This is a genomic window from Nocardia sp. 149-1B (assembly GCF_057747975.1).
Map to the genome: position 1 here is coordinate 2464118 of NZ_CM173233.1, position 17617 is coordinate 2481734.

Consider the following 17617-nt stretch of genomic DNA (forward strand, 5'->3'; position numbering starts at 1 on the left):
AGTGAGCGGCGACGCACCCGGGCGCCGACCGCAACCACGTAGTCGGAAGGCCAGCCCGAGGAGCGATCCCGCGAGACGCGGACCTGGTCAGTGACCGGCGGCGGCGCGCAGCGCGTCGGCGCGGTCGGTGCGCTCCCAGGTGAACTCGGGGAGCTCGCGGCCGAAGTGGCCGTACGCCGCGGTCTTGGCGTAGATCGGCCGCAGCAGGTCGAGGTCGCGGATGATCGCGGCCGGACGCAGGTCGAAGACCTCGAGGACGGCGGCTTGGATGCGCTCGTCGGCGACGACGCCGGTGCCGAACGTCTCGATGAACACCCCGACCGGCTGGGCCTTGCCGATCGCGTAGGCGACCTGGGCCTCGCAGCGGGTGGCGAGGCCGGCGGCGACGACGTTCTTGGCGACCCAGCGCATCGCGTAGGCGGCCGAGCGGTCGACCTTCGACGGGTCCTTGCCGGAGAAGGCACCGCCGCCGTGGCGGGCCATGCCGCCGTAGGTGTCGACGATGATCTTGCGGCCGGTCAGGCCGGCGTCGCCCATGGGCCCGCCGACCACGAAGCGCCCGGTCGGGTTGACCAGGAGCCGGTAGCCCTCGGACGGGATCGAGAACTTCGCGAGCACGGGGTCGATGACGTGCTTCTTGACGTCGGACTCGAGCGTCCCGAGCTCGGTGTCCTCGTCGTGCTGCGAGGAGAGCACGACGGTGTCGACGCGCACGGGACGGTTGTCGGCGTCGTACTCGATGGTGACCTGGGTCTTGCCGTCGGGGCGCAGGTAGGGCAGCGTGCCGTCCTTGCGTACGGCGGTGAGCTGCTCGGCGAGGAGCTGGGCGATCACGATCGGCAGCGGCATCAGCACGTCGGTGTCGTCGCACGCGTAGCCGAACATCAGGCCCTGGTCGCCGGCACCCTGCTTGTCCATCGCGTCCACGGAGCCGGTGCGGCTCTCGTGACCGGTGTCGACGCCCTGGGCGATGTCACCGGACTGGCCGCCGATCGCGACCATCACGCCGCAGGAGTGGCCGTCGAAGCCCTTGATCGAGGAGTCGTAGCCGATCTCGATGATCCGGCGGCGTACGACGTCCTTGACGTCGACGTAGCCGGTCGTGGTGACCTCGCCGGCGACGACCACCAGGCCGGTGGTCAGCAGCGTCTCGACCGCGACCCGGCTGTTGGGGTCCTGCTCGAGCATCGCGTCCAGCACGGAGTCGCTGATCTGGTCGGCGATCTTGTCAGGGTGACCCTCGGTCACCGACTCCGAGGTGAACAAGCGTCCGGTCACTTCTGCGCTCCTGTGTCCATGAGTTGGCGGTGCGGCAACGATATCCAGCGTCCCGGATGGCGGGACGCCGGTCTCAATCCTGCAGCCTCGAGGCCACTTCGTCCCAAATGACGTGGGCGAGGGCCGACTTGGGTCCGCGCGGGACCTCGACCGTGGCGCCGTCGGCCGCCAGGATCACGGCCTCGTTGTCCGGGCTGCCGAACACGGCGCCGCCGCTGACGTCGTTGACGACGAGCAGGTCACAGCCCTTGCGGGCCAGCTTGGCGCGGGCGAGTTCGAGCACCGACCCGGTCTCGTCACCGGTCTCGGCGGCGAAGCCGACGATCACCGCACCGGGGCGGGCGCGGTGGGTGCTGATCTCGTGCAGGATGTCGGGGTTCTGCTCGAGCGTCACGATCGGCGCCGAGCCGTCCGAGGCCTTCTTGATCTTCGCGCCGCTGACGTCGACGGGCCGGAAGTCGGCGGGTGCCGCCGCCATCACGACCGCGTCGGCCGACGGCGCCGCCGCGAGGACCTCCTCGCGCAGCTGGGCGGTGCTCTCGACCCGGACGACCTTGATCCCGGCGGGGTCGGCCAGCGCCACGTTGGCCGCGACCAGGGTGACCTCGGCTCCGCGCGCTGCGGCCGCACGTGCCAGGGCATAGCCCTGCAGGCCCGAGGACCGGTTGCCGAGGAAGCGGACCGGGTCGAGGTACTCCCGGGTGCCGCCGGCCGTGACGAGGACGTGTCGCCCCGCGAGATCGGCGACCGCGCCACCGGGGGCGCGGGTCAGCAGGTCGCGGCACAGGTCGAAGATCTCGACCGGGTCGGGCAGCCGGCCCTTGCCGGTGTCCTTGCCGGTCAGCCGGCCCTCGGCGGGCTCGATCACCACGGCACCGCGGCTGCGCAAGGTCGCGACGTTGGCCCGGGTCGCGGGGTGCTCCCACATCTCGGTGTGCATGGCGGGCGCGAACACCACCGGGCACCGGGCGGTGAGGAGCGTGTTGGTGAGCAGGTCGTCGGCCATCCCGTGGGCGGCCTTGGCCAGCAGGTCGGCGGTGGCCGGAGCCACGACCACGAGGTCGGCGGACTGGCCGATCCGCACGTGCGGCACCTCGTGGACGTCGTTCCACACCTCGGTCGCGACAGGCTTGCCCGACAGGGCCGCCCAGGTCGGCGCGCCCACGAACTCCAGGGCGGCAGCGGTCGGCACGACCGTGACGTCGTGACCGGACTCGGTGAAGCGGCGCAGCAGCTCACACGCCTTGTACGCCGCGATGCCGCCCGAGACCCCGAGCACGACGACGGGCCGACGAGCAGCAGGCCGCCCCCCGGACGGGGAGGCGGCCTCGTTGGTGCTGCTGGTGCTCAGCGGATCACTCGCTGAAGGAGTTCCCGGCGTCCGCGGCGGCGGCCGACGCAGCGGCCTCCTCGGCGGCGAGCTCGGCGGGGTCGATGTCCTCGCAGGTCAGCAGGTCCTCGTTGATCTCGCGCAGCGCGATCGAGAGGGGCTTCTCCTGGACGTGCGTGTCGACGAGCGGCCCGACGTACTCCAGCAGGCCCTCGCCGAGCTGGGAGTAGTAGGCGTTGATCTGCCGGGCGCGCTTGGCGCTGTAGAGGACCAGCTTGTACTTGCTGTCGGTCTTCGTCAGCAGCTCGTCGATCGGGGGGTTCGTGACCCCCACGGCCGCGATGGTGGGTCCTGACACGCTAAAGCCTCACAGATCTGTTGGGGATGGCTCCATCAAGGCTACCAACTCCTCCGCAGCTGCGTGAACTTCGCGGTTGACGATCGTCACGTCGAACTCCTCCTCGGCCGCCAGCTCCTCGCGTGCGGTCTCGAGCCGGCGCTTGCGCTCCTCCGCGGTCTCGGTCCCCCGCCCGACCAGGCGGCGCACCAGCTCGTCCCACGAGGGCGGCTTGAGGAACACGAACAGGGCGTCGGGCATGGTGCCGCGCACCTGGCGCGCGCCCTGGAGGTCGATCTCGAGCATCGCCGACCGTCCGGAGGCGAGCGCGAGTTCGACCGGCTGGCGGGGCGTGCCGTAGCGGGCGGCCTTGTGGACCACGGCCCACTCCAGCAGGTTGCCCTGCTCGACCATGGCGTCGAACTCCTCGTCGGAGACGAACCAGTAGTGGACGCCGTTCTCCTCACCCGGCCGCGGGGCCCGGGTCGTGGCCGACACCGAGATCCACACCTCGGGGTGGCTGCGGCGTACCTCGGCCGCGACCGTGCCCTTCCCGACCGCCGTGGGACCCGCGAGGACGAGGAGACGCGAACGACGAGGAGGGGAGGACACCGGCGCGTCACTCACGCCCGGCGAACTCCTTCTCGAGCGCGGCGACCTGCTTGGTGCCGAGCCCGCGGACCCGGCGGCTCTCGGCGATGCCGAGCCGCTCCATGACCTGGCGGGCCCGGACCTTGCCGAGGCCCGGCATCGACTGCAGCAGGTCGACGACCCGCATCTTGCCGATGACCTCGTTGCGCTGGCCCTCCTGGAGGACGTCGACGATGGACGCCCCGGAGTTCTTCAGCCGGTTCTTCACCTCGGCCCGTTCCCTGCGGGAGGCGGCGGCCTTCTCGAGGGCCGCCTGGCGCTGTTCGGGGGTGAGCGGGGGCAGAGCCACGAGCGTGAGGTCCTTTGGTCAGCGGGCTGAAGTACGGCCCCGAGGCCGGTGCTGAGAGGCCACACTAGTCAGAAGCGAGACCGGGCAGCAATCGGGTCGGCTCACAGGGTCAGCGGGGTGTGGCACACGTCGCGCGCCTGCTGGTCGAGGTCCTGCAGGGCTCGCAGGGTGGTGCCGCTGCCCAGCTCGGTGGCGGCCGCGTCGATCGTGGCCTTCTGCTCCGCGGTGAGCCCCGCAGGCGGGTGCGCACGGTCGTAGGTCGCCGGGTCGACGCCGGCGGCGTCGAGAGCCTCGGAGAGCGCCTCGACCCGGCCGATCACCTGCTGCCACTCGTCGGTGATGTCCTCGGGCGCCTGGTCGCGCAGGTCGTGGAAGATGTCGAGCGCGCGCAGCAGCGCGTCCGGCTTCCCGCTCCCGACGATGTCGCTGAGCTCCTGCTGGTGGTCCTTGACCGCCGCGCAGTAGTCGCCGCTCCCCGAGCCGCACGCGACCAGGAGCGGCAGCAGGAGCGACAGCGGCGCGAGGGCCGCGAGCCGTCTCACGGGCGCAGCTCGTCGTTGGTCCGGAGCACCGCCGCGCGCATGGCCGCGGGGTCCTGGTGCCGCAGGATGTCGCGCGAGGAGCTGGGCAGCACGGCCGCGGCGGCACCGAACAACCGGCGTACGTCGAGGATCGTGCCGCCCTGCGCCCCGAAGCCGGGAGCCAGGATCGGTCCGTTGAACGCGAGGTCCTCCTCGGTCGAGCCGATCGTGGCTCCGACGACCGCGCCGAAGCTGCCGAGCGGCTCGGCGCCGGCGTTGAGGTGGCGCAGGTGGTCGAGCATCCGACCGGCGACGGTCCCGTCCTCGACGCGCGCGTGCTGGACCTCCGGCCCCTCCTTGTTGGACGTGAGGGCGAGCACGAAGAGGCCGGCATCATGGCGCCGGGCGGTGTCGACGAACGGTTCGAGCGAGCCGAAGCCGAGGAACGGGCTGAGCGTGATCGCGTCGCTCGCCAGCGGCGAGGCCGGGTCGAGGTAGGCGTCGGCGTACGCCTGGCTGGTGGAGCCGATGTCGCCGCGCTTCACGTCCAGCAGCACCAGCGCACCGGCCTCACGGGAGTCGGCGATGACGCGCTCGAGCACGGCGATGCCCCGGCTGCCGAACCGCTCGAAGAACGCCGACTGCGGCTTGACGACCGAGGCCACCGGCGCGACCGCCTCGACGACCGTACGGGTGAACGTCTCGAGGCCGCCGATGTCGTCACCCAGGCCCCACTCGGTGAGCAGCGAGGCGTGCGGGTCGATGCCGACGCACAGCGGCCCGCGCGCCTGGATCGCGGCGTGGAGGCGGGCTCCGAAGGTGCTCATGACACTCCCTGGACGATGCGGCGGGGCCAGAGCGGCCCCTCGTAGATGAACGCGGTGTAGGCCTGCAGCAGCGTCGCACCGGCCGCCAGGCGGGCCTGGGCGTCCTCGACCGTGCTGATCCCGCCGACCCCGATCAGGGTCAGGTCCGGACCGACCCGGCCGCGCAGCAGCCGCATCACGTCGGTGGCGCGCTCGGTGAGCGGTCGGCCCGACAGGCCACCCGCTCCGATCTCGTCGACCCGGGGAGCCGGCGTGCGCAGGCTCGCTCGCGAGATCGTCGTGTTGGTGGCGATGATCCCGTCGAGGCCGATCGCCAGCGCCAGGTCGGCCACGGCCAGGACGTCGTCGTCGGACAGGTCGGGCGCGATCTTCACCAGCAGCGGGGTGCGCTGGTCGCCGGTCCGGGCGATGGCCTGCACGGAGGTGAGGATCGGCTCGAGCTTCTCGACAGCCTGCAGGTTGCGCAGTCCCGGGGTGTTCGGCGAGCTGACGTTGACCACGAGGTAGTCGGCGTACGGCGCGAGCAGGCGTGCGGACTTCTCGTAGTCGCGGACCGCCTCCTCCTCCGGCACGACCTTGCTCTTCCCGATGTTGACCCCGAGCACGGGGTGCGGTCGGTGGCCGAGCCTGTCGAGGCGCCTGGCGCGGGCCGCCAACCGGTGTGCCACGACCTCGGCGCCGTCGTTGTTGAAGCCCATCCGGTTGACGATCGCCCGGTCCTCGGGCAGCCGGAAGAGCCGCGGCTTCGGGTTGCCCGGCTGGGGCTCCCCCGTCACCGTGCCGACCTCGACGTGCCCGAAGCCCAGCGCGGCGAGCGCGTCGATGCCCACCGCGTTCTTGTCGAAGCCGGCCGCGAGGCCGAGCACGTTGGGGAACCGCAGCCCGAGCGCGTCGACCGGCTGCCCCGGCGCTCCCCCGACCTGGGCCCGCAACCGCAGCGCGGGCCCGGCCGCCCGGATCGCCCGGAATGCGCCGTGGTGGGCGCGCTCCGGGTCGGTCCGGGTCAGCAGGTGATCGAACAGCAGGCGGTACACGTCAGCGGTTCTCGGCCGCCGCGGCCGCCGAAGCGGCCCAGTCCTGCAGCGAGCGCACCCCGATCTCGCCGCGCCGCACGGCCTCGATCCCCTGGACGGCGGCACCGAGCCCCTGGATCGTGGTCACGCAGGGGATGTTGCCCATGACCGCCGCGGTGCGGATCTCGTAGCCGTCCAGGCGCACCGAGCTGCCGCTGGTCGACCCGTGCGGGGTGTTGACCACCAGCTGCACCTCACCGTCGAGGATCAGCTGCACGGTGGTCTTCTCGCCGTGCGGGCCGGAGCCCTCGAAGTGCTTGCGCACCACGGTGGCGGCGACGCCGTTGCGGCGCAGCACCTCCGCGGTGCCCTGCGTGGCGAGGATCTCGAAGCCGTGCTCCGCGAGCACCTTGATCGGGAAGATCATGTTGCGCTTGTCGCGGTTGGCCACCGACACGAACACGCGTCCGCTGGTGGGCAGCGCGCCGAACGCCCCGGCCTGGGCCTTGGCGAACGCCGTGCCGAAGTCGGCGTCGAGGCCCATCACCTCGCCGGTGGACTTCATCTCCGGGCCGAGGATCGTGTCGATCTGGCGGCCGTCGGGGGTGCGGAACCGGTTGAACGGCATCACCGCCTCCTTGACCGCGATCGGCTGGCCCGGCGGCAGCGTGCCACCGTCGCCGGTCGCGGGCAGGATCCCGACCTCGCGCAGTCGTGCGACCGTGTCGCCGACCATGATCCGGGCGGCCGCGTTCGCCAGTGGGGTCGCGGTCGCCTTGGAGACGAACGGCACCGTCCGGCTGGCCCGCGGGTTGGCCTCGAGCACGTAGAGCACGTCGGAGCCGAGCGCGAACTGGATGTTGAGCAGACCTCGGACGCCCACCCCGCGCGCGATCGCCTCGGTGGCCTCCCGGATGCGGCGGATCTCGGCGTCGCCGAGGGTGATCGGCGGCAGTGCGCACGAGGAGTCACCGGAGTGGATGCCGGCCTCCTCGATGTGCTCCATCACGCCGCCGAGGAAGAGCTCCTCGCCGTCGAAGAGCGCGTCGACGTCGATCTCGACGGCGTCGTCGATGAACCGGTCGACCAGCACCGGGTGCGCCGGGCTGATCTCGGTCGCCCGGTTGATGTAGCCCTCGAGCGCGGCGTCGTCGTACACGATCTCCATGCCGCGCCCGCCCAGGACGTACGACGGGCGCACCAGCACCGGGAACCCGATCTCGGCCGCGATCTCCTTGGCCTCGCCGAAGCTCGTGGCCATGCCGTGCTTGGGAGCGGGCAGGCCGGCCTCGTGGAGCACCCGCCCGAAGGCGCCGCGCTCCTCGGCAAGGTGGATCGCCTCGGGCGAGGTGCCCAGGATCGTGACGCCGTTGTCCTTCAGCCCCTGCGCCAGCCCCAGCGGGGTCTGCCCGCCGAGCTGGCAGATGACCCCCGCGACCGGCCCGGCCTGCTCCTCGGCGTGCACGATCTCGAGCACGTCCTCGAGCGTGAGCGGCTCGAAGTAGAGGCGGTCGGAGGTGTCGTAGTCGGTCGAGACCGTCTCGGGGTTGCAGTTGACCATCACGGTCTCGTAGCCGGCGTTCGAGAGCGCCAGCGCCGCGTGCACGCAGGAGTAGTCGAACTCGATGCCCTGACCGATCCGGTTGGGGCCGGAGCCGAGGATCAGCACCGCCTCCTTCTCGCGCGGGCGGACCTCGGTCTCCTCGTCGTAGGAGGAGTAGTGGTACGGCGTGGTCGCCGCGAACTCCGCCGCGCAGGTGTCGACGGTCTTGTAGACCGGGCGGATGCCCAGGGCGTGGCGCACCCCGCGCACGACCGCCGGGGTCATCCCCCGGATCTTGCCGATCTGGAAGTCGGAGAACCCGTGCCGCTTGGCCTTGCGCAGCAGCTCGGGGGTCAGCTCGGACGCAGCGGTCACCTCGGCGGCGATCTCGTTGATCAGCACGAGCTGGTCGACGAACCACGGGTCGATGCCGGTGGCGTCGAAGACCTCCTCCGGCGTGGCCCCGGCCCGGATCGCGTCCATGACCTTCTTCAGCCGGCCGTCGTGCGGCTTGCGGATCTCCTCGATGATCGCGTCCTTGTCGAGGTCGACCCACTCCTTCTCCCAGTCGAAGACCGCGGTGCGGCTCTCCAGGGAGCGCAGCGCCTTCTGCAGCGCCTCGGTGAAGTTGCGCCCGATCGCCATCGCCTCGCCGACGGACTTCATGTGCGTGGTCAGCACCGGGTCGGCGCCGGGGAACTTCTCGAACGCGAACCGCGGCACCTTCACCACGACGTAGTCCAGCGTGGGCTCGAACGACGCGGGCGTGCTCTGTCCGTCCGGTCGGGTCGTGATGTCGTTGGGCACCTCGTCGAGGGTGTAGCCGATCGCGACCTTGGCGGCGATCTTCGCGATCGGGTAGCCGGTCGCCTTCGACGCGAGGGCGCTCGAGCGCGACACCCGCGGGTTCATCTCGATGACGATGACCCGGCCGTCGACGGGGTTGACGGCGAACTGGATGTTGCAGCCGCCGGTGTCGACGCCGACCTCGCGGATGATGCCGATCGAGAGGTCGCGCAGGTGCTGGTACTCACGGTCGGTGAGCGTCATCGCGGGCGCGACCGTGATCGAGTCGCCGGTGTGCACGCCCATCGGGTCGACGTTCTCGATCGAGCAGACGATCACCACGTTGTCGGCCCGGTCGCGCATGACCTCGAGCTCGTACTCCTTCCACCCGATGATCGACTCCTCGATCAGCACCTCGGTGGTCGGGCTGGCGGCCAGTCCGGCACCGGCGATGCGGGCGAGGTCGCCCTCGTCGTAGGCGATGCCGGAGCCGGTGCCGCCCATCGTGAACGACGGGCGCACGACCACCGGGAAGCCGAGCTGACCGACGGCCTGCTCGCAGTCGGCGAGCGAGTGGCACACGAAGCTGCGCGCCACCTCTCCTCCGACCTTGTGCACGATCGCGTTGAACGACTCGCGGTTCTCACCCCGGTGGATCGCCTCGATGCTGGCACCGATCAGCTCCACGCCGTACTTGTCCAGCACGCCCCGCTCGGAGAGCGCGATCGCGGTGTTGAGGGCGGTCTGGCCGCCCAGGGTGGCCAGCAGCGCGTCGGGGCGCTCCTTCTCGATGACCTTCTCGACGAACTCCGGGGTGATCGGCTCGACGTACGTCGCGTCCGCGAACTCGGGGTCGGTCATGATCGTGGCCGGGTTGGAGTTGACCAGCACGACCCGCAGGCCCTCGGCCCGCAGCACGCGGCACGCCTGGGTGCCGGAGTAGTCGAACTCGCAGGCCTGGCCGATGATGATCGGCCCGGAGCCGATCACCAGCACACTCTTGATGTCCTCACGCTTCGGCATCAGGCCTTGCCCTCCATCACGTCGAGGAACCGGTCGAAGAGGTACGCCGCATCGTGCGGGCCGGCGGCGGCCTCGGGGTGGTACTGCACGGAGAAGCCCTTCAGCTGGCCGCTGCCGTCTCGAAGCTCCAGCCCCTCGACCACGTCGTCGTTGAGGCACACGTGGCTGACGCTCGCCTCGCCGTACGGCGTGGTGGTGCTGCCCTCCAGCGGTGCGTCGACCGCGAACCCGTGGTTGTGGGCGGTGACCTCGACCTTGCCGGTGGTGCGGTCCATGACCGGCTGGTTGATGCCGCGGTGGCCGTACTTCAGCTTGTAGGTGCCGAACCCCAGGGCACGGCCGAACAGCTGGTTGCCGAAGCAGATGCCGAAGTACGGCAGCCCGTCGGCGAGCGCCCCCTGGAGCACCTCGATCTGGTGGGTGGTCGCGGCCGGGTCACCCGGGCCGTTGGAGTAGAAGAGCCCGTCGGCGCCGACGGCGCGGACGTCGTCGAGGGTCGCCGTCGCCGGCAGCACGTGCACCTCGACGCCGCGCTCGGCCATCCGGTGCGGGGTCATGGTCTTGATGCCCAGGTCGAGAGCGGCCACGGTGAACCGCTTCGGACCGATCGCGGGGACGACGTACGGGTCACTGGTCGAGACCTCGGAGGCCAGCTCGGCACCCGTCATCTCACCCGAGGCTCGCACCCGTTCCAGCAGCGCGTCCGGGTCGGCCTCGACCGAGGAGATGCCGACGCGCATCGCGCCGCGCTCGCGCAGGTGCCGGGTCAGCGCGCGGGTGTCGATGCCGGAGATGCCGACGACACCCTGCTCGCGCAGCTCGTCGTCGAGGGTGCGGCTCGCGCGCCAGCTCGACGACCGGCGCGCGGGGTCGCGCACGACGTACCCCGCCACCCAGATCCGTCGGCTCTCGGGATCCTCGTCGTTGACACCGGTGTTGCCGACGTGCGGCGCGGTCATCACCACGACCTGACGGTGGTACGACGGGTCGGTGAGAGTCTCCTGGTAGCCGGTCATGCCGGTGTTGAAGACCGCCTCGCCGAAGGTCTCCCCCTCCGCGCCGAAGGACTCGCCGGTGAACGTCCGCCCGTCCTCGAGCACGAGGATCGCGGGTCGGGCGCCGGGTGTGGACAGCGGGACTTGGGTCTGGGCGTGCAACGTCACGCCGTACCTCCTTCTCCGCCTCACAGGACGGATCGTTAAAGGATGTCGAACGGCCCAACCCTAGCAGTGCGGCGCCGGCGCTCCGGCGCGCGGTCGGCTGCTGGACGGACCCGAACACCGCTCCGTGTGGAGCTCTCATCGACGGGTACCCGGGGTCCGACCAATGCCTCACTCCAGCCGTGTCCCAGCCGTACTCCAGCCCGATTCCAGGAGGAGAACCACATGCGCTCCACCAAGCTCGTCACGTCCATCGCCGCCCTCGCCACCGTCGGTGCCCTCGGCACCGGGGCGGCGGCCCACGGGGACGCCCACACGTCGACCGGTCGCGCGCAGGCCAGCCTGAACGACCAGGATCGGACGTACCTCGAGGAGTCCCCGCAGGGCGACCTGCTCGAGATCGCCGCCGGTCGGCTCGCGGCCCACCACAGCCACGTCCCCGCAGTCCGCGCCTTCGGGCACCGGATGGTCCGCGACCACACCGAGGAGTACGGCCAGGCTCGGCGTACCGGGCGGCAGGTCGGCGTCGAGGTGCCGGCGAAGCCGTCGCTGGGGCAGCGCAAGGCGATCGCCTTGTGGCACACGACCAGCGCCCGCGACCTGGCCTGCGCGTACGTGCCCTACGAGTGGGAGGACCACCAGCTCGACATCGCCGAGGCCAAGGACGAGGTGCGCGACGGCCTGAACTCCCAGGTCGTCGATGACGCCCGCGCGTCGCTGCCGGTGCTCCGGGAGCACCTGCGGATCATCACTCGGGTCCTGCACCACCTGGGCGGCTGCTGACCGGCGACCGGCGTCGCCGATGGCCCCACTTGAGCCCCGTCCCGGCCCACGCACGGCCGGGACGGGCACCCGGGGCCCACCGTCAGGTCAGGCGATCTTCCCGTCCAGCACGGTCGCCTTGCCCCGCAGGAACGTCGCGACCACCCGGCCGGGCAGCTCCATGCCCCGGTAGGGCGTGTTGCGGCTCAGGCTCTGTGTCTCCGCGGGGTCGACGACCCTGGTCGCCGCGGGGTCGTAGAGCACGACGTTGGCGGGCTCGCCCTCGGCGATCGGCCGGCCGTGGTCGGCCACCCGGCCGATCCGGGCCGGCGCTGCGGACATCCGGTCCGCGACTCCGGCCCAGTCGAGCAGGCCCGGGTCGACCATCGTCTGCTGCACGATCGACAGCGCGGTCTCGAGCCCGAGCATGCCGAACGCCGCGGCCGCCCACTCGCAGTCCTTGTCCTCGTGCGGGTGCGGGGCATGGTCGGTCGCGACGATGTCGATCGTGCCGTCCGCGAGCCCCGCGCGCAGCGCCTCGGCGTCGGCGGCCGAGCGCAGCGGCGGGTTGACCTTGTAGATCGGGTCGTACGTCGCGGCCAGGTCGTCGGTGAGCAGCAGGTGGTGGGGGCACGCCTCGGCGGTGACGTTCACCCCCTTGCCCTTGGCCCAGCGGATCAGCTCGACCGAGCCGGCGGTCGAGACGTGGCACACGTGCAGGCGCGAGCCGACGTGCTCGGCGAGCAGCACGTCGCGGGCGATGATCGCCTCCTCGGCGACCGCCGGCCACCCGGCCAGTCCGAGCCGCCCGGAGAGCGGGCCCTCGTTCATCTGGGCGCCCTCGGTGAGCCGGGGCTCCTGGGCGTGCTGGGCGACGACGCCGTCGAACGCCTTGACGTACTCCAGCGCGCGGCGCATCAGCACCGCGTCGCTGACGCACTTGCCGTCGTCGGAGAACACTCGGACCCGGGCGGCGGAGTCGGCCATCGCACCGAGCTCGGCGAGCTGCTGGCCCGCCAGGCCCACCGTGACCGCGCCGACCGGGTACACGTCGCAGTAGCCGGCCTCGCGGCCGAGCCGCCACACCTGCTCGACGACGCCGGCGGTGTCGGCGACCGGCTCGGTGTTGGCCATCGCGTGCACGGCGGTGAAGCCGCCCATCGCCGCGGCGCGGGTGCCTGACTCGACGGTCTCGGCATCCTCGCGGCCCGGCTCACGCAGGTGGGTGTGCAGGTCGACCAGGCCGGGCAGTGCGATCAGCCCGGTGCCGTCGATGACCTCGGCGGCCTCGTTGGTCGAGCTCGTCGAGATCCCGGCACCGACCTGCGCGACCACGCCGTCCTCGAGCAACAGGTCGGTGGGCTCGCCCCCGAGCACGGAGACGTTCTTGATCAAGTAGCTGACGCTCATGCCCGTACTCGCTTCGCTCCGTGCGCGCATGAGGCACATGGCGCACTGTGTTGGATGGTGACCTCGCTCCGCTCGCTCACTCTTCTCCTCCGACGGCCGGCTCGGAGCCGCCGAGCAGCAGGTACAGGACGGCCATCCGCACGGCGACACCGTTGGTGACCTGTTCGACGATCACGGACCGGTCGCTGTCGGCGACGTCCGCGGTGATCTCCATGCCGCGGACCATCGGGCCGGGGTGCATGACGATCGTGTGGTCCTGCAGGGTGGCCATCCGCCGCCCGTCGAGGCCGTAGCGGCGGGAGTACTCCCGGGCCGTGGGGAAGAACCCCCCGCTCATCCGTTCGCGCTGGACGCGGAGCATCATCACCGCGTCCGCCTTCGGGATCACCGCGTCGAGGTCGTACGACGTCTCCACCGGCCAGGTCTCGACCCCGACCGGCAGCAGCGTCGGCGGCGCGACGAGCGTGACCTCGGCACCGAGCGTGTTGAGCAGCAGTGCGTTGGAGCGGGCCACCCGGCTGTGCAGCACGTCGCCGACGATCACGACCCGGCGGCCGTCGAGGCTCGGCTTGGCCCCCGAACCGCCCAGGTGCCGGACCATCGTGAAGGCGTCGAGCAGCGCCTGGGTCGGGTGCTCGTGGGTGCCGTCGCCGGCGTTCACGACGTTGGAGCGCACCCAGCCGGAGTGCGCGAGCCGGTGCGGAGCCCCGCTGGCGCCGTGGCGCACGACGACCGCGTCCGCGCCCATCGCCTCGAGGGTCAGCGCGGTGTCCTTGAGGCTCTCGCCCTTGCTCAGCGACGAGCCCTTGGCCGAGAAGTTGATGACGTCGGCCGAGAGGCGCTTGGCCGCTGCCTCGAAGGAGATCCGGGTGCGGGTGGAGTCCTCGAAGAAGAGGTTCACCACGGTGCGGCCGCGCAGGGCGGGCAGCTTCTTGATCGGGCGGTCCGCCAGCTCGCGCAGCTCCGCGGCCGTCGAGAGGATCAGCTCGGCGTCGTCGCGGCTCAGGTCGCCGGTGCTCAGCAGGTGGCGCTTCATGCTGTCACCTCGGTCCCGGTCGGCCCCTGGATCGTGACGGCGTCGACGTCGTCGATGCCGCCGAGGCTCACCTTGACCCGCTCGAGGAGCGAGGTCGGGAGGTTCTTGCCGACGAAGTCGGCGCGGATCGGCAGCTCGCGGTGGCCGCGGTCGACGAGGACCGCGAGCTGGACGGCACGTGGCCGGCCGATGTCGTTGAGCGCGTCGAGCGCGGCGCGGATCGTGCGACCTGAGAAGAGCACATCGTCGACGAGGACGACCGTGCGCCCGTCGATGCCGCCGCTCGGGATCTGCGTGGGCAGCAGCGCCCGGGCCGGCTTCATCCGCAGGTCGTCGCGGTACATCGTGACGTCGAGCGAGCCGACGGGGACGTCGTAGCCCTCGACGGACGCGATCCGCTCAGCGATCCGCTCTGCGAGCGGGACGCCGCGTGTCGGGATGCCCAGGAGCACGAGATCGGCGGCGCCCTTGTTGCGCTCGAGGATCTCGTGGGCGATGCGGGTCAAGGCCCGCGTGATGTCGCTGTCGTCGAGGACGACGCGGGACGCGTCGGACGCAGCATTGGGGTGAGGGTGCGCAGGCAACTGCCTCGGACCTCCTTCTCCGCCTCACAGGACGGCTCGTTAAAGGATGTCGAACGACGGTCACCCTACTCCGACGCCGAGGCGGGCGACCACCGGGCCCGCAGTTTGACCACGAGCGGGAGCGGGGAAGGTGCCCGTGAGGCCGCATCGGGCGGCCCACAACGGGGGCCGCTTCGCACGGCCACGAGCGGGAAGGTGTGACATGTTCAACCACAAGCGCAGGAGCCTCGCCGGAGCGGCCGCAGCGGCGATGGTCGCGGGAATGATCAGCCCCGTCGCCGTCGGCCTGGCCGCCTCGGGCGCCGAGGCGAAGCAGTGCATGGAGGTCAGGACCACGTACAAGACCACCAAGGGCGGGGCCGTCTGGAAGCCGACCGGGCTGGCTGCCGGGCACTACCAGAAGGGCGGCAGCCAGGGGATCAGCTACCAGGACGGCAAGCAGTACGCCAAGTCCAAGGGCAGCTCGGACTCGATCGGCGGAAGCGGCGGCGTCAACCTGGGCATCGGCTCCGCCAGCGCCAACTACAACCACACGTGGAACCGGTCGACCACGACCACGACGAGCACGTCGAAGACCTACAGCACCTCGAGCCCGCAGCTGCCGGCGAACGACTTCACCCGCTGGACGCTCTACCACAAGGCCTACCGCTTCAAGGTGACGGTGACGGTCACCTACAACTCCTCGGTGTGCCCCACCAAGAAGCACCGCTGGTGGGTCGTCGTGCCCACCGCGTCGTGGGCGGAGAGCAACCTGCACTGGGACGTCCAGTACCAGGACCACCCGGGCCGCCTCTACTGACGACGACCCGACAGCAACACTCCCCCGGGCTCTCCCGAACACGTTGACCCGCCCGAGAGTTCCGGGCGGGTCAACGCGTCTGTGAATCTAGGCCGGATGCGACGGCCTCGACCCAAGCTCACCCGGGGGGCCTACACCGCGACGCTCAGAGAACGCACGCTCCGTACGACATCCCGGGGCCCCGCAGCTCATGCGCCGACCGCAACCACACCGTCGGTGCATCACCCCAGGAGCGATCCGCGGCCGGCGTGGCGGCGAAGCCGCCACGCCAGATGCGGCCTGTGGGAGTCAGCCGGAGACGGCCAGCTCCCGGTCCTGTCCCGGCGCCGTGGCCTGACCGTCGGGGACGATCCGGGTCCCGGCGTTGCCGGCCACGATGTCCGCGATGTCGGCGAGCGAGCCGATCGCCGCCGTACGCCCGGTCTGCTCGACGAAGCGGCACACGGCCTCCACCTTCGGGCCCATCGAGCCCGCTGCGAAGTCGAAGGCCCGCAGCTCGGCCGGGGTCGTCTCCGCGAGTCGCCGCTGGGCGGGGGTGCCCCAGTCGACGTACACGCCGTCGACGTCGGTCGCGATGACCAGCATGTCGGCGTCGATCTCACGGGCCAGCAGCGACGACGCGAGGTCCTTGTCGATCACGGCCTCGACCCCGCGCAGGATGCGCCCGGGCTCGAGCACGGTCGGGATGCCGCCGCCACCGGCGCACACGACCACGGTGCCGTTCTCCACGAGGGCCCGGATCGAGGGCACCTCGTAGATGTGCTGCGGCTCCGGCGACGCGACGACCCGGCGCCACGACGAGCCGTCGGGGCGAATGGCCCAGCCGTTCTCCGCGGCCAGCTCCTCGGCCTCGTCCTGCATGTAGACGGGCCCGATGAACTTCGTCGGGTTCTGGAACGCCGGGTCCTCGGGGTCGACGCGGACCATCGTCAGCAGCGTGGCGATGTGCTTCTCCAACGGGAGCACGTTGCCGAGCTCCTGCTCGATGACGTAGCCGATCATCGCCTCGGTCTGCGCGCCGAGGACGTCCAGCGGGTAGGGCCGCACGTCCTCGTAGGCCGCCGCCTGGAGGGCGAGCAGGCCGACCTGGGGACCGTTGCCGTGGGCGACGACGACCTCGTGGTCGGGGACCACGGTGGCGATGCGCTCGGCGGCGATCCGGATGTTCGCGCGCTGGTTCTCCGCGGTGAGGGGTTCACCACGGCGCAGGAGGGCGTTGCCTCCCAGTGCGATCACGATTCTCATGTCAGTTCCCTTCAGGCCAGCGACGCGACGAGGAGCGCCTTGATCGTGTGCATCCGGTTCTCGGCCTGGTCGAAGGAGATGTTCGCCGCGGACTCGAAGACGTCCTCGGTCACCTCGATGCCGTCGGCGAGCTCCGGGTACTGCTGGACGACCTGGGCACCCACCTTGGTCTGGGTGTTGTGGAATGCCGGCAGGCAGTGCAGGACCTTGACCCGCGGGTTGCCCGTGGCCTCGAGCAGCGTGGCGTTCACCTGGAACGGCAGGCACTGCTGGACGCGCGCGGCCCAGGACTCGACCGGCTCACCCATGGAGACCCACACGTCGGTGTAGATGAAGTCGACTCCGGCCACGGCCTCCGACGGGTCGTCGGTGATCAGGATCCGGGCGCCGGACTCGGTGGCCAGGTCGTGGCACAGCTTGACGAGCTCGTCCTCGGGCCACAGCTCCTTGGGGGCGCCGATGCGGACGTCCATGCCGAGCTTGGCGGCGACCAGCATCAGCGAGTTGGCGACGTTGTTGCGGCCGTCGCCCATGTACGCGAAGGCGATCTCGTGCAGCGGCTTGTCGGAGTGCTCACGCATGGTGAGGACGTCGGCGAGCATCTGGGTGGGGTGGAACTCGTCGGTGAGGCCGTTGAAGACCGGGACGCCGGCGTACTTCGCCAGCTCCTCGACGACGTCCTGGGAGAAGCCGCGGTACTCGATCGCGTCGTACATCCGGCCGAGCACGCGTGCGGTGTCGGCGACCGACTCCTTGTGCCCCAGCTGGGAGGACGCGGGGTCGATGTAGGTGACGTGCGCGCCCTGGTCGTAGGAGGCGACCTCGAACGCACACCGGGTGCGGGTGGAGGTCTTCTCGAAGATCAGCGCGACGTTGCGGCCCTGGAGCAGCTGCCGCTCGGTCCCGGCGTACTTCGCGCGCTTGAGGTCGCGCGAGAGGTCGAGCAGGTAGCGGATCTCGTCCGCGGTGTGGTGACGCAGGCTCAGCAGGTGGCGCCCGCGAAGGTTGACCGGCATGGTCGGT

16 protein-coding genes and 1 pseudogene are annotated in these 17617 nt (G+C 71.1%); 2 read left to right on the plus strand and 15 right to left on the minus strand.

Going from position 1 to position 17617, the window contains the following annotated elements; translation table 11 throughout:
• Nucleotides 1–87: 87 nt before the first annotated feature.
• The 10 genes and pseudogenes from metK to carA all read right to left on the minus strand — a co-directional run bounded on the left by metK (nucleotide 88) and on the right by carA (nucleotide 10731).
• Nucleotides 88–1278: a methionine adenosyltransferase gene (gene metK, locus AC3ANS_RS11830; RefSeq protein WP_488296345.1), complete on the minus strand. Its 1191-nt coding sequence runs from the start codon at nucleotides 1276–1278 to the stop codon at nucleotides 88–90.
• A 73-nt stretch (nucleotides 1279–1351) separates the two neighbouring features.
• Nucleotides 1352–2629, minus strand: a complete 1278-nt coding sequence (gene coaBC / locus AC3ANS_RS11835) for a bifunctional phosphopantothenoylcysteine decarboxylase/phosphopantothenate--cysteine ligase CoaBC (protein WP_488296488.1) — start codon at nucleotides 2627–2629, stop codon at nucleotides 1352–1354.
• Nucleotides 2630–2726: 97 nt separating this feature from the next.
• A pseudogene (gene rpoZ, locus AC3ANS_RS11840) lies at nucleotides 2727–2966 on the minus strand (DNA-directed RNA polymerase subunit omega); the annotation flags it as partial.
• A 9-nt stretch (nucleotides 2967–2975) separates the two neighbouring features.
• Nucleotides 2976–3572 carry a guanylate kinase gene (gene gmk / locus AC3ANS_RS11845; RefSeq protein WP_488296346.1) on the minus strand — a complete coding sequence of 199 codons (597 nt, stop codon included), beginning with the start codon at nucleotides 3570–3572 and terminating at the stop codon, nucleotides 2976–2978.
• A complete protein-coding gene (mihF, locus tag AC3ANS_RS11850) occupies nucleotides 3565–3885 on the minus strand; it encodes an integration host factor, actinobacterial type (RefSeq protein ID WP_488296347.1) in 321 nt (106 codons plus the stop codon). Before mihF ends, gmk begins: the two co-directional genes overlap by 8 nt.
• A gap of 101 nt (nucleotides 3886–3986) precedes the next feature.
• Nucleotides 3987–4427, minus strand: coding sequence for a hypothetical protein (locus tag AC3ANS_RS11855; RefSeq protein WP_488296348.1), 441 nt, complete (start codon nucleotides 4425–4427; stop codon nucleotides 3987–3989).
• Nucleotides 4424–5233, minus strand: a complete 810-nt coding sequence (pyrF, locus tag AC3ANS_RS11860) for an orotidine-5'-phosphate decarboxylase (RefSeq protein ID WP_488296349.1) — start codon at nucleotides 5231–5233, stop codon at nucleotides 4424–4426. Before pyrF ends, AC3ANS_RS11855 begins: the two co-directional genes overlap by 4 nt.
• Nucleotides 5230–6267, minus strand: a complete 1038-nt coding sequence (locus AC3ANS_RS11865; protein WP_488296350.1) for a quinone-dependent dihydroorotate dehydrogenase — start codon at nucleotides 6265–6267, stop codon at nucleotides 5230–5232. Before AC3ANS_RS11865 ends, pyrF begins: the two co-directional genes overlap by 4 nt.
• Before the next feature lies 1 nt (nucleotide 6268).
• Entirely contained in the window at nucleotides 6269–9598 is a 3330-nt protein-coding gene (gene carB / locus AC3ANS_RS11870; RefSeq protein WP_488296351.1) for a carbamoyl-phosphate synthase large subunit, read from the minus strand.
• On the minus strand, nucleotides 9598–10731 hold the full coding sequence (gene carA, locus AC3ANS_RS11875; RefSeq protein ID WP_488296489.1) for a glutamine-hydrolyzing carbamoyl-phosphate synthase small subunit: 1134 nt from the start codon (nucleotides 10729–10731) through the stop codon (nucleotides 9598–9600). Before carA ends, carB begins: the two co-directional genes overlap by 1 nt.
• Nucleotides 10732–10983: 252 nt before the next feature.
• Here carA and AC3ANS_RS11880 point away from each other — a divergent pair, with 252 nt between their 5' ends.
• On the plus strand, nucleotides 10984–11541 hold the full coding sequence (locus tag AC3ANS_RS11880) for a DUF4142 domain-containing protein (protein WP_488296352.1): 558 nt from the start codon (nucleotides 10984–10986) through the stop codon (nucleotides 11539–11541).
• 87 nt (nucleotides 11542–11628) lie between these two features.
• Here AC3ANS_RS11880 and AC3ANS_RS11885 read toward each other — a convergent pair whose 3' ends face one another.
• The 3 genes from AC3ANS_RS11885 to pyrR all read right to left on the minus strand — a co-directional run bounded on the left by AC3ANS_RS11885 (nucleotide 11629) and on the right by pyrR (nucleotide 14550).
• Nucleotides 11629–12930 carry a dihydroorotase gene (locus tag AC3ANS_RS11885; protein WP_488296353.1) on the minus strand — a complete coding sequence of 434 codons (1302 nt, stop codon included), beginning with the start codon at nucleotides 12928–12930 and terminating at the stop codon, nucleotides 11629–11631.
• Between the two features lie 76 nt (nucleotides 12931–13006).
• Nucleotides 13007–13966, minus strand: a complete 960-nt coding sequence (locus tag AC3ANS_RS11890) for an aspartate carbamoyltransferase catalytic subunit (protein ID WP_488296354.1) — start codon at nucleotides 13964–13966, stop codon at nucleotides 13007–13009.
• The gene (gene pyrR / locus AC3ANS_RS11895; RefSeq protein WP_488296355.1) at nucleotides 13963–14550 is read right to left on the minus strand and encodes a bifunctional pyr operon transcriptional regulator/uracil phosphoribosyltransferase PyrR; all 588 of its coding nucleotides are present in this window, start codon (nucleotides 14548–14550) and stop codon (nucleotides 13963–13965) included. Before pyrR ends, AC3ANS_RS11890 begins: the two co-directional genes overlap by 4 nt.
• 202 nt (nucleotides 14551–14752) lie before the next feature.
• On the opposite strand from pyrR, the gene AC3ANS_RS11900 reads away from it, so the two are divergent.
• Nucleotides 14753–15349: a hypothetical protein gene (locus AC3ANS_RS11900; protein ID WP_488296356.1), complete on the plus strand. Its 597-nt coding sequence runs from the start codon at nucleotides 14753–14755 to the stop codon at nucleotides 15347–15349.
• A 288-nt stretch (nucleotides 15350–15637) separates the two neighbouring features.
• Here the strand turns inward: AC3ANS_RS11900 and arcC are convergent, their stop codons facing one another.
• Both arcC and AC3ANS_RS11910 read right to left on the minus strand, forming a co-directional pair.
• Nucleotides 15638–16594 (minus strand): carbamate kinase, encoded by a 957-nt coding sequence (gene arcC, locus AC3ANS_RS11905; RefSeq protein WP_488296357.1) that lies wholly within the window; start codon nucleotides 16592–16594, stop codon nucleotides 15638–15640.
• Nucleotides 16595–16605: 11 nt separating this feature from the next.
• Nucleotides 16606–17610 carry an ornithine carbamoyltransferase gene (locus tag AC3ANS_RS11910; RefSeq protein ID WP_488296358.1) on the minus strand — a complete coding sequence of 335 codons (1005 nt, stop codon included), beginning with the start codon at nucleotides 17608–17610 and terminating at the stop codon, nucleotides 16606–16608.
• Nucleotides 17611–17617 lie beyond the last annotated feature (7 nt).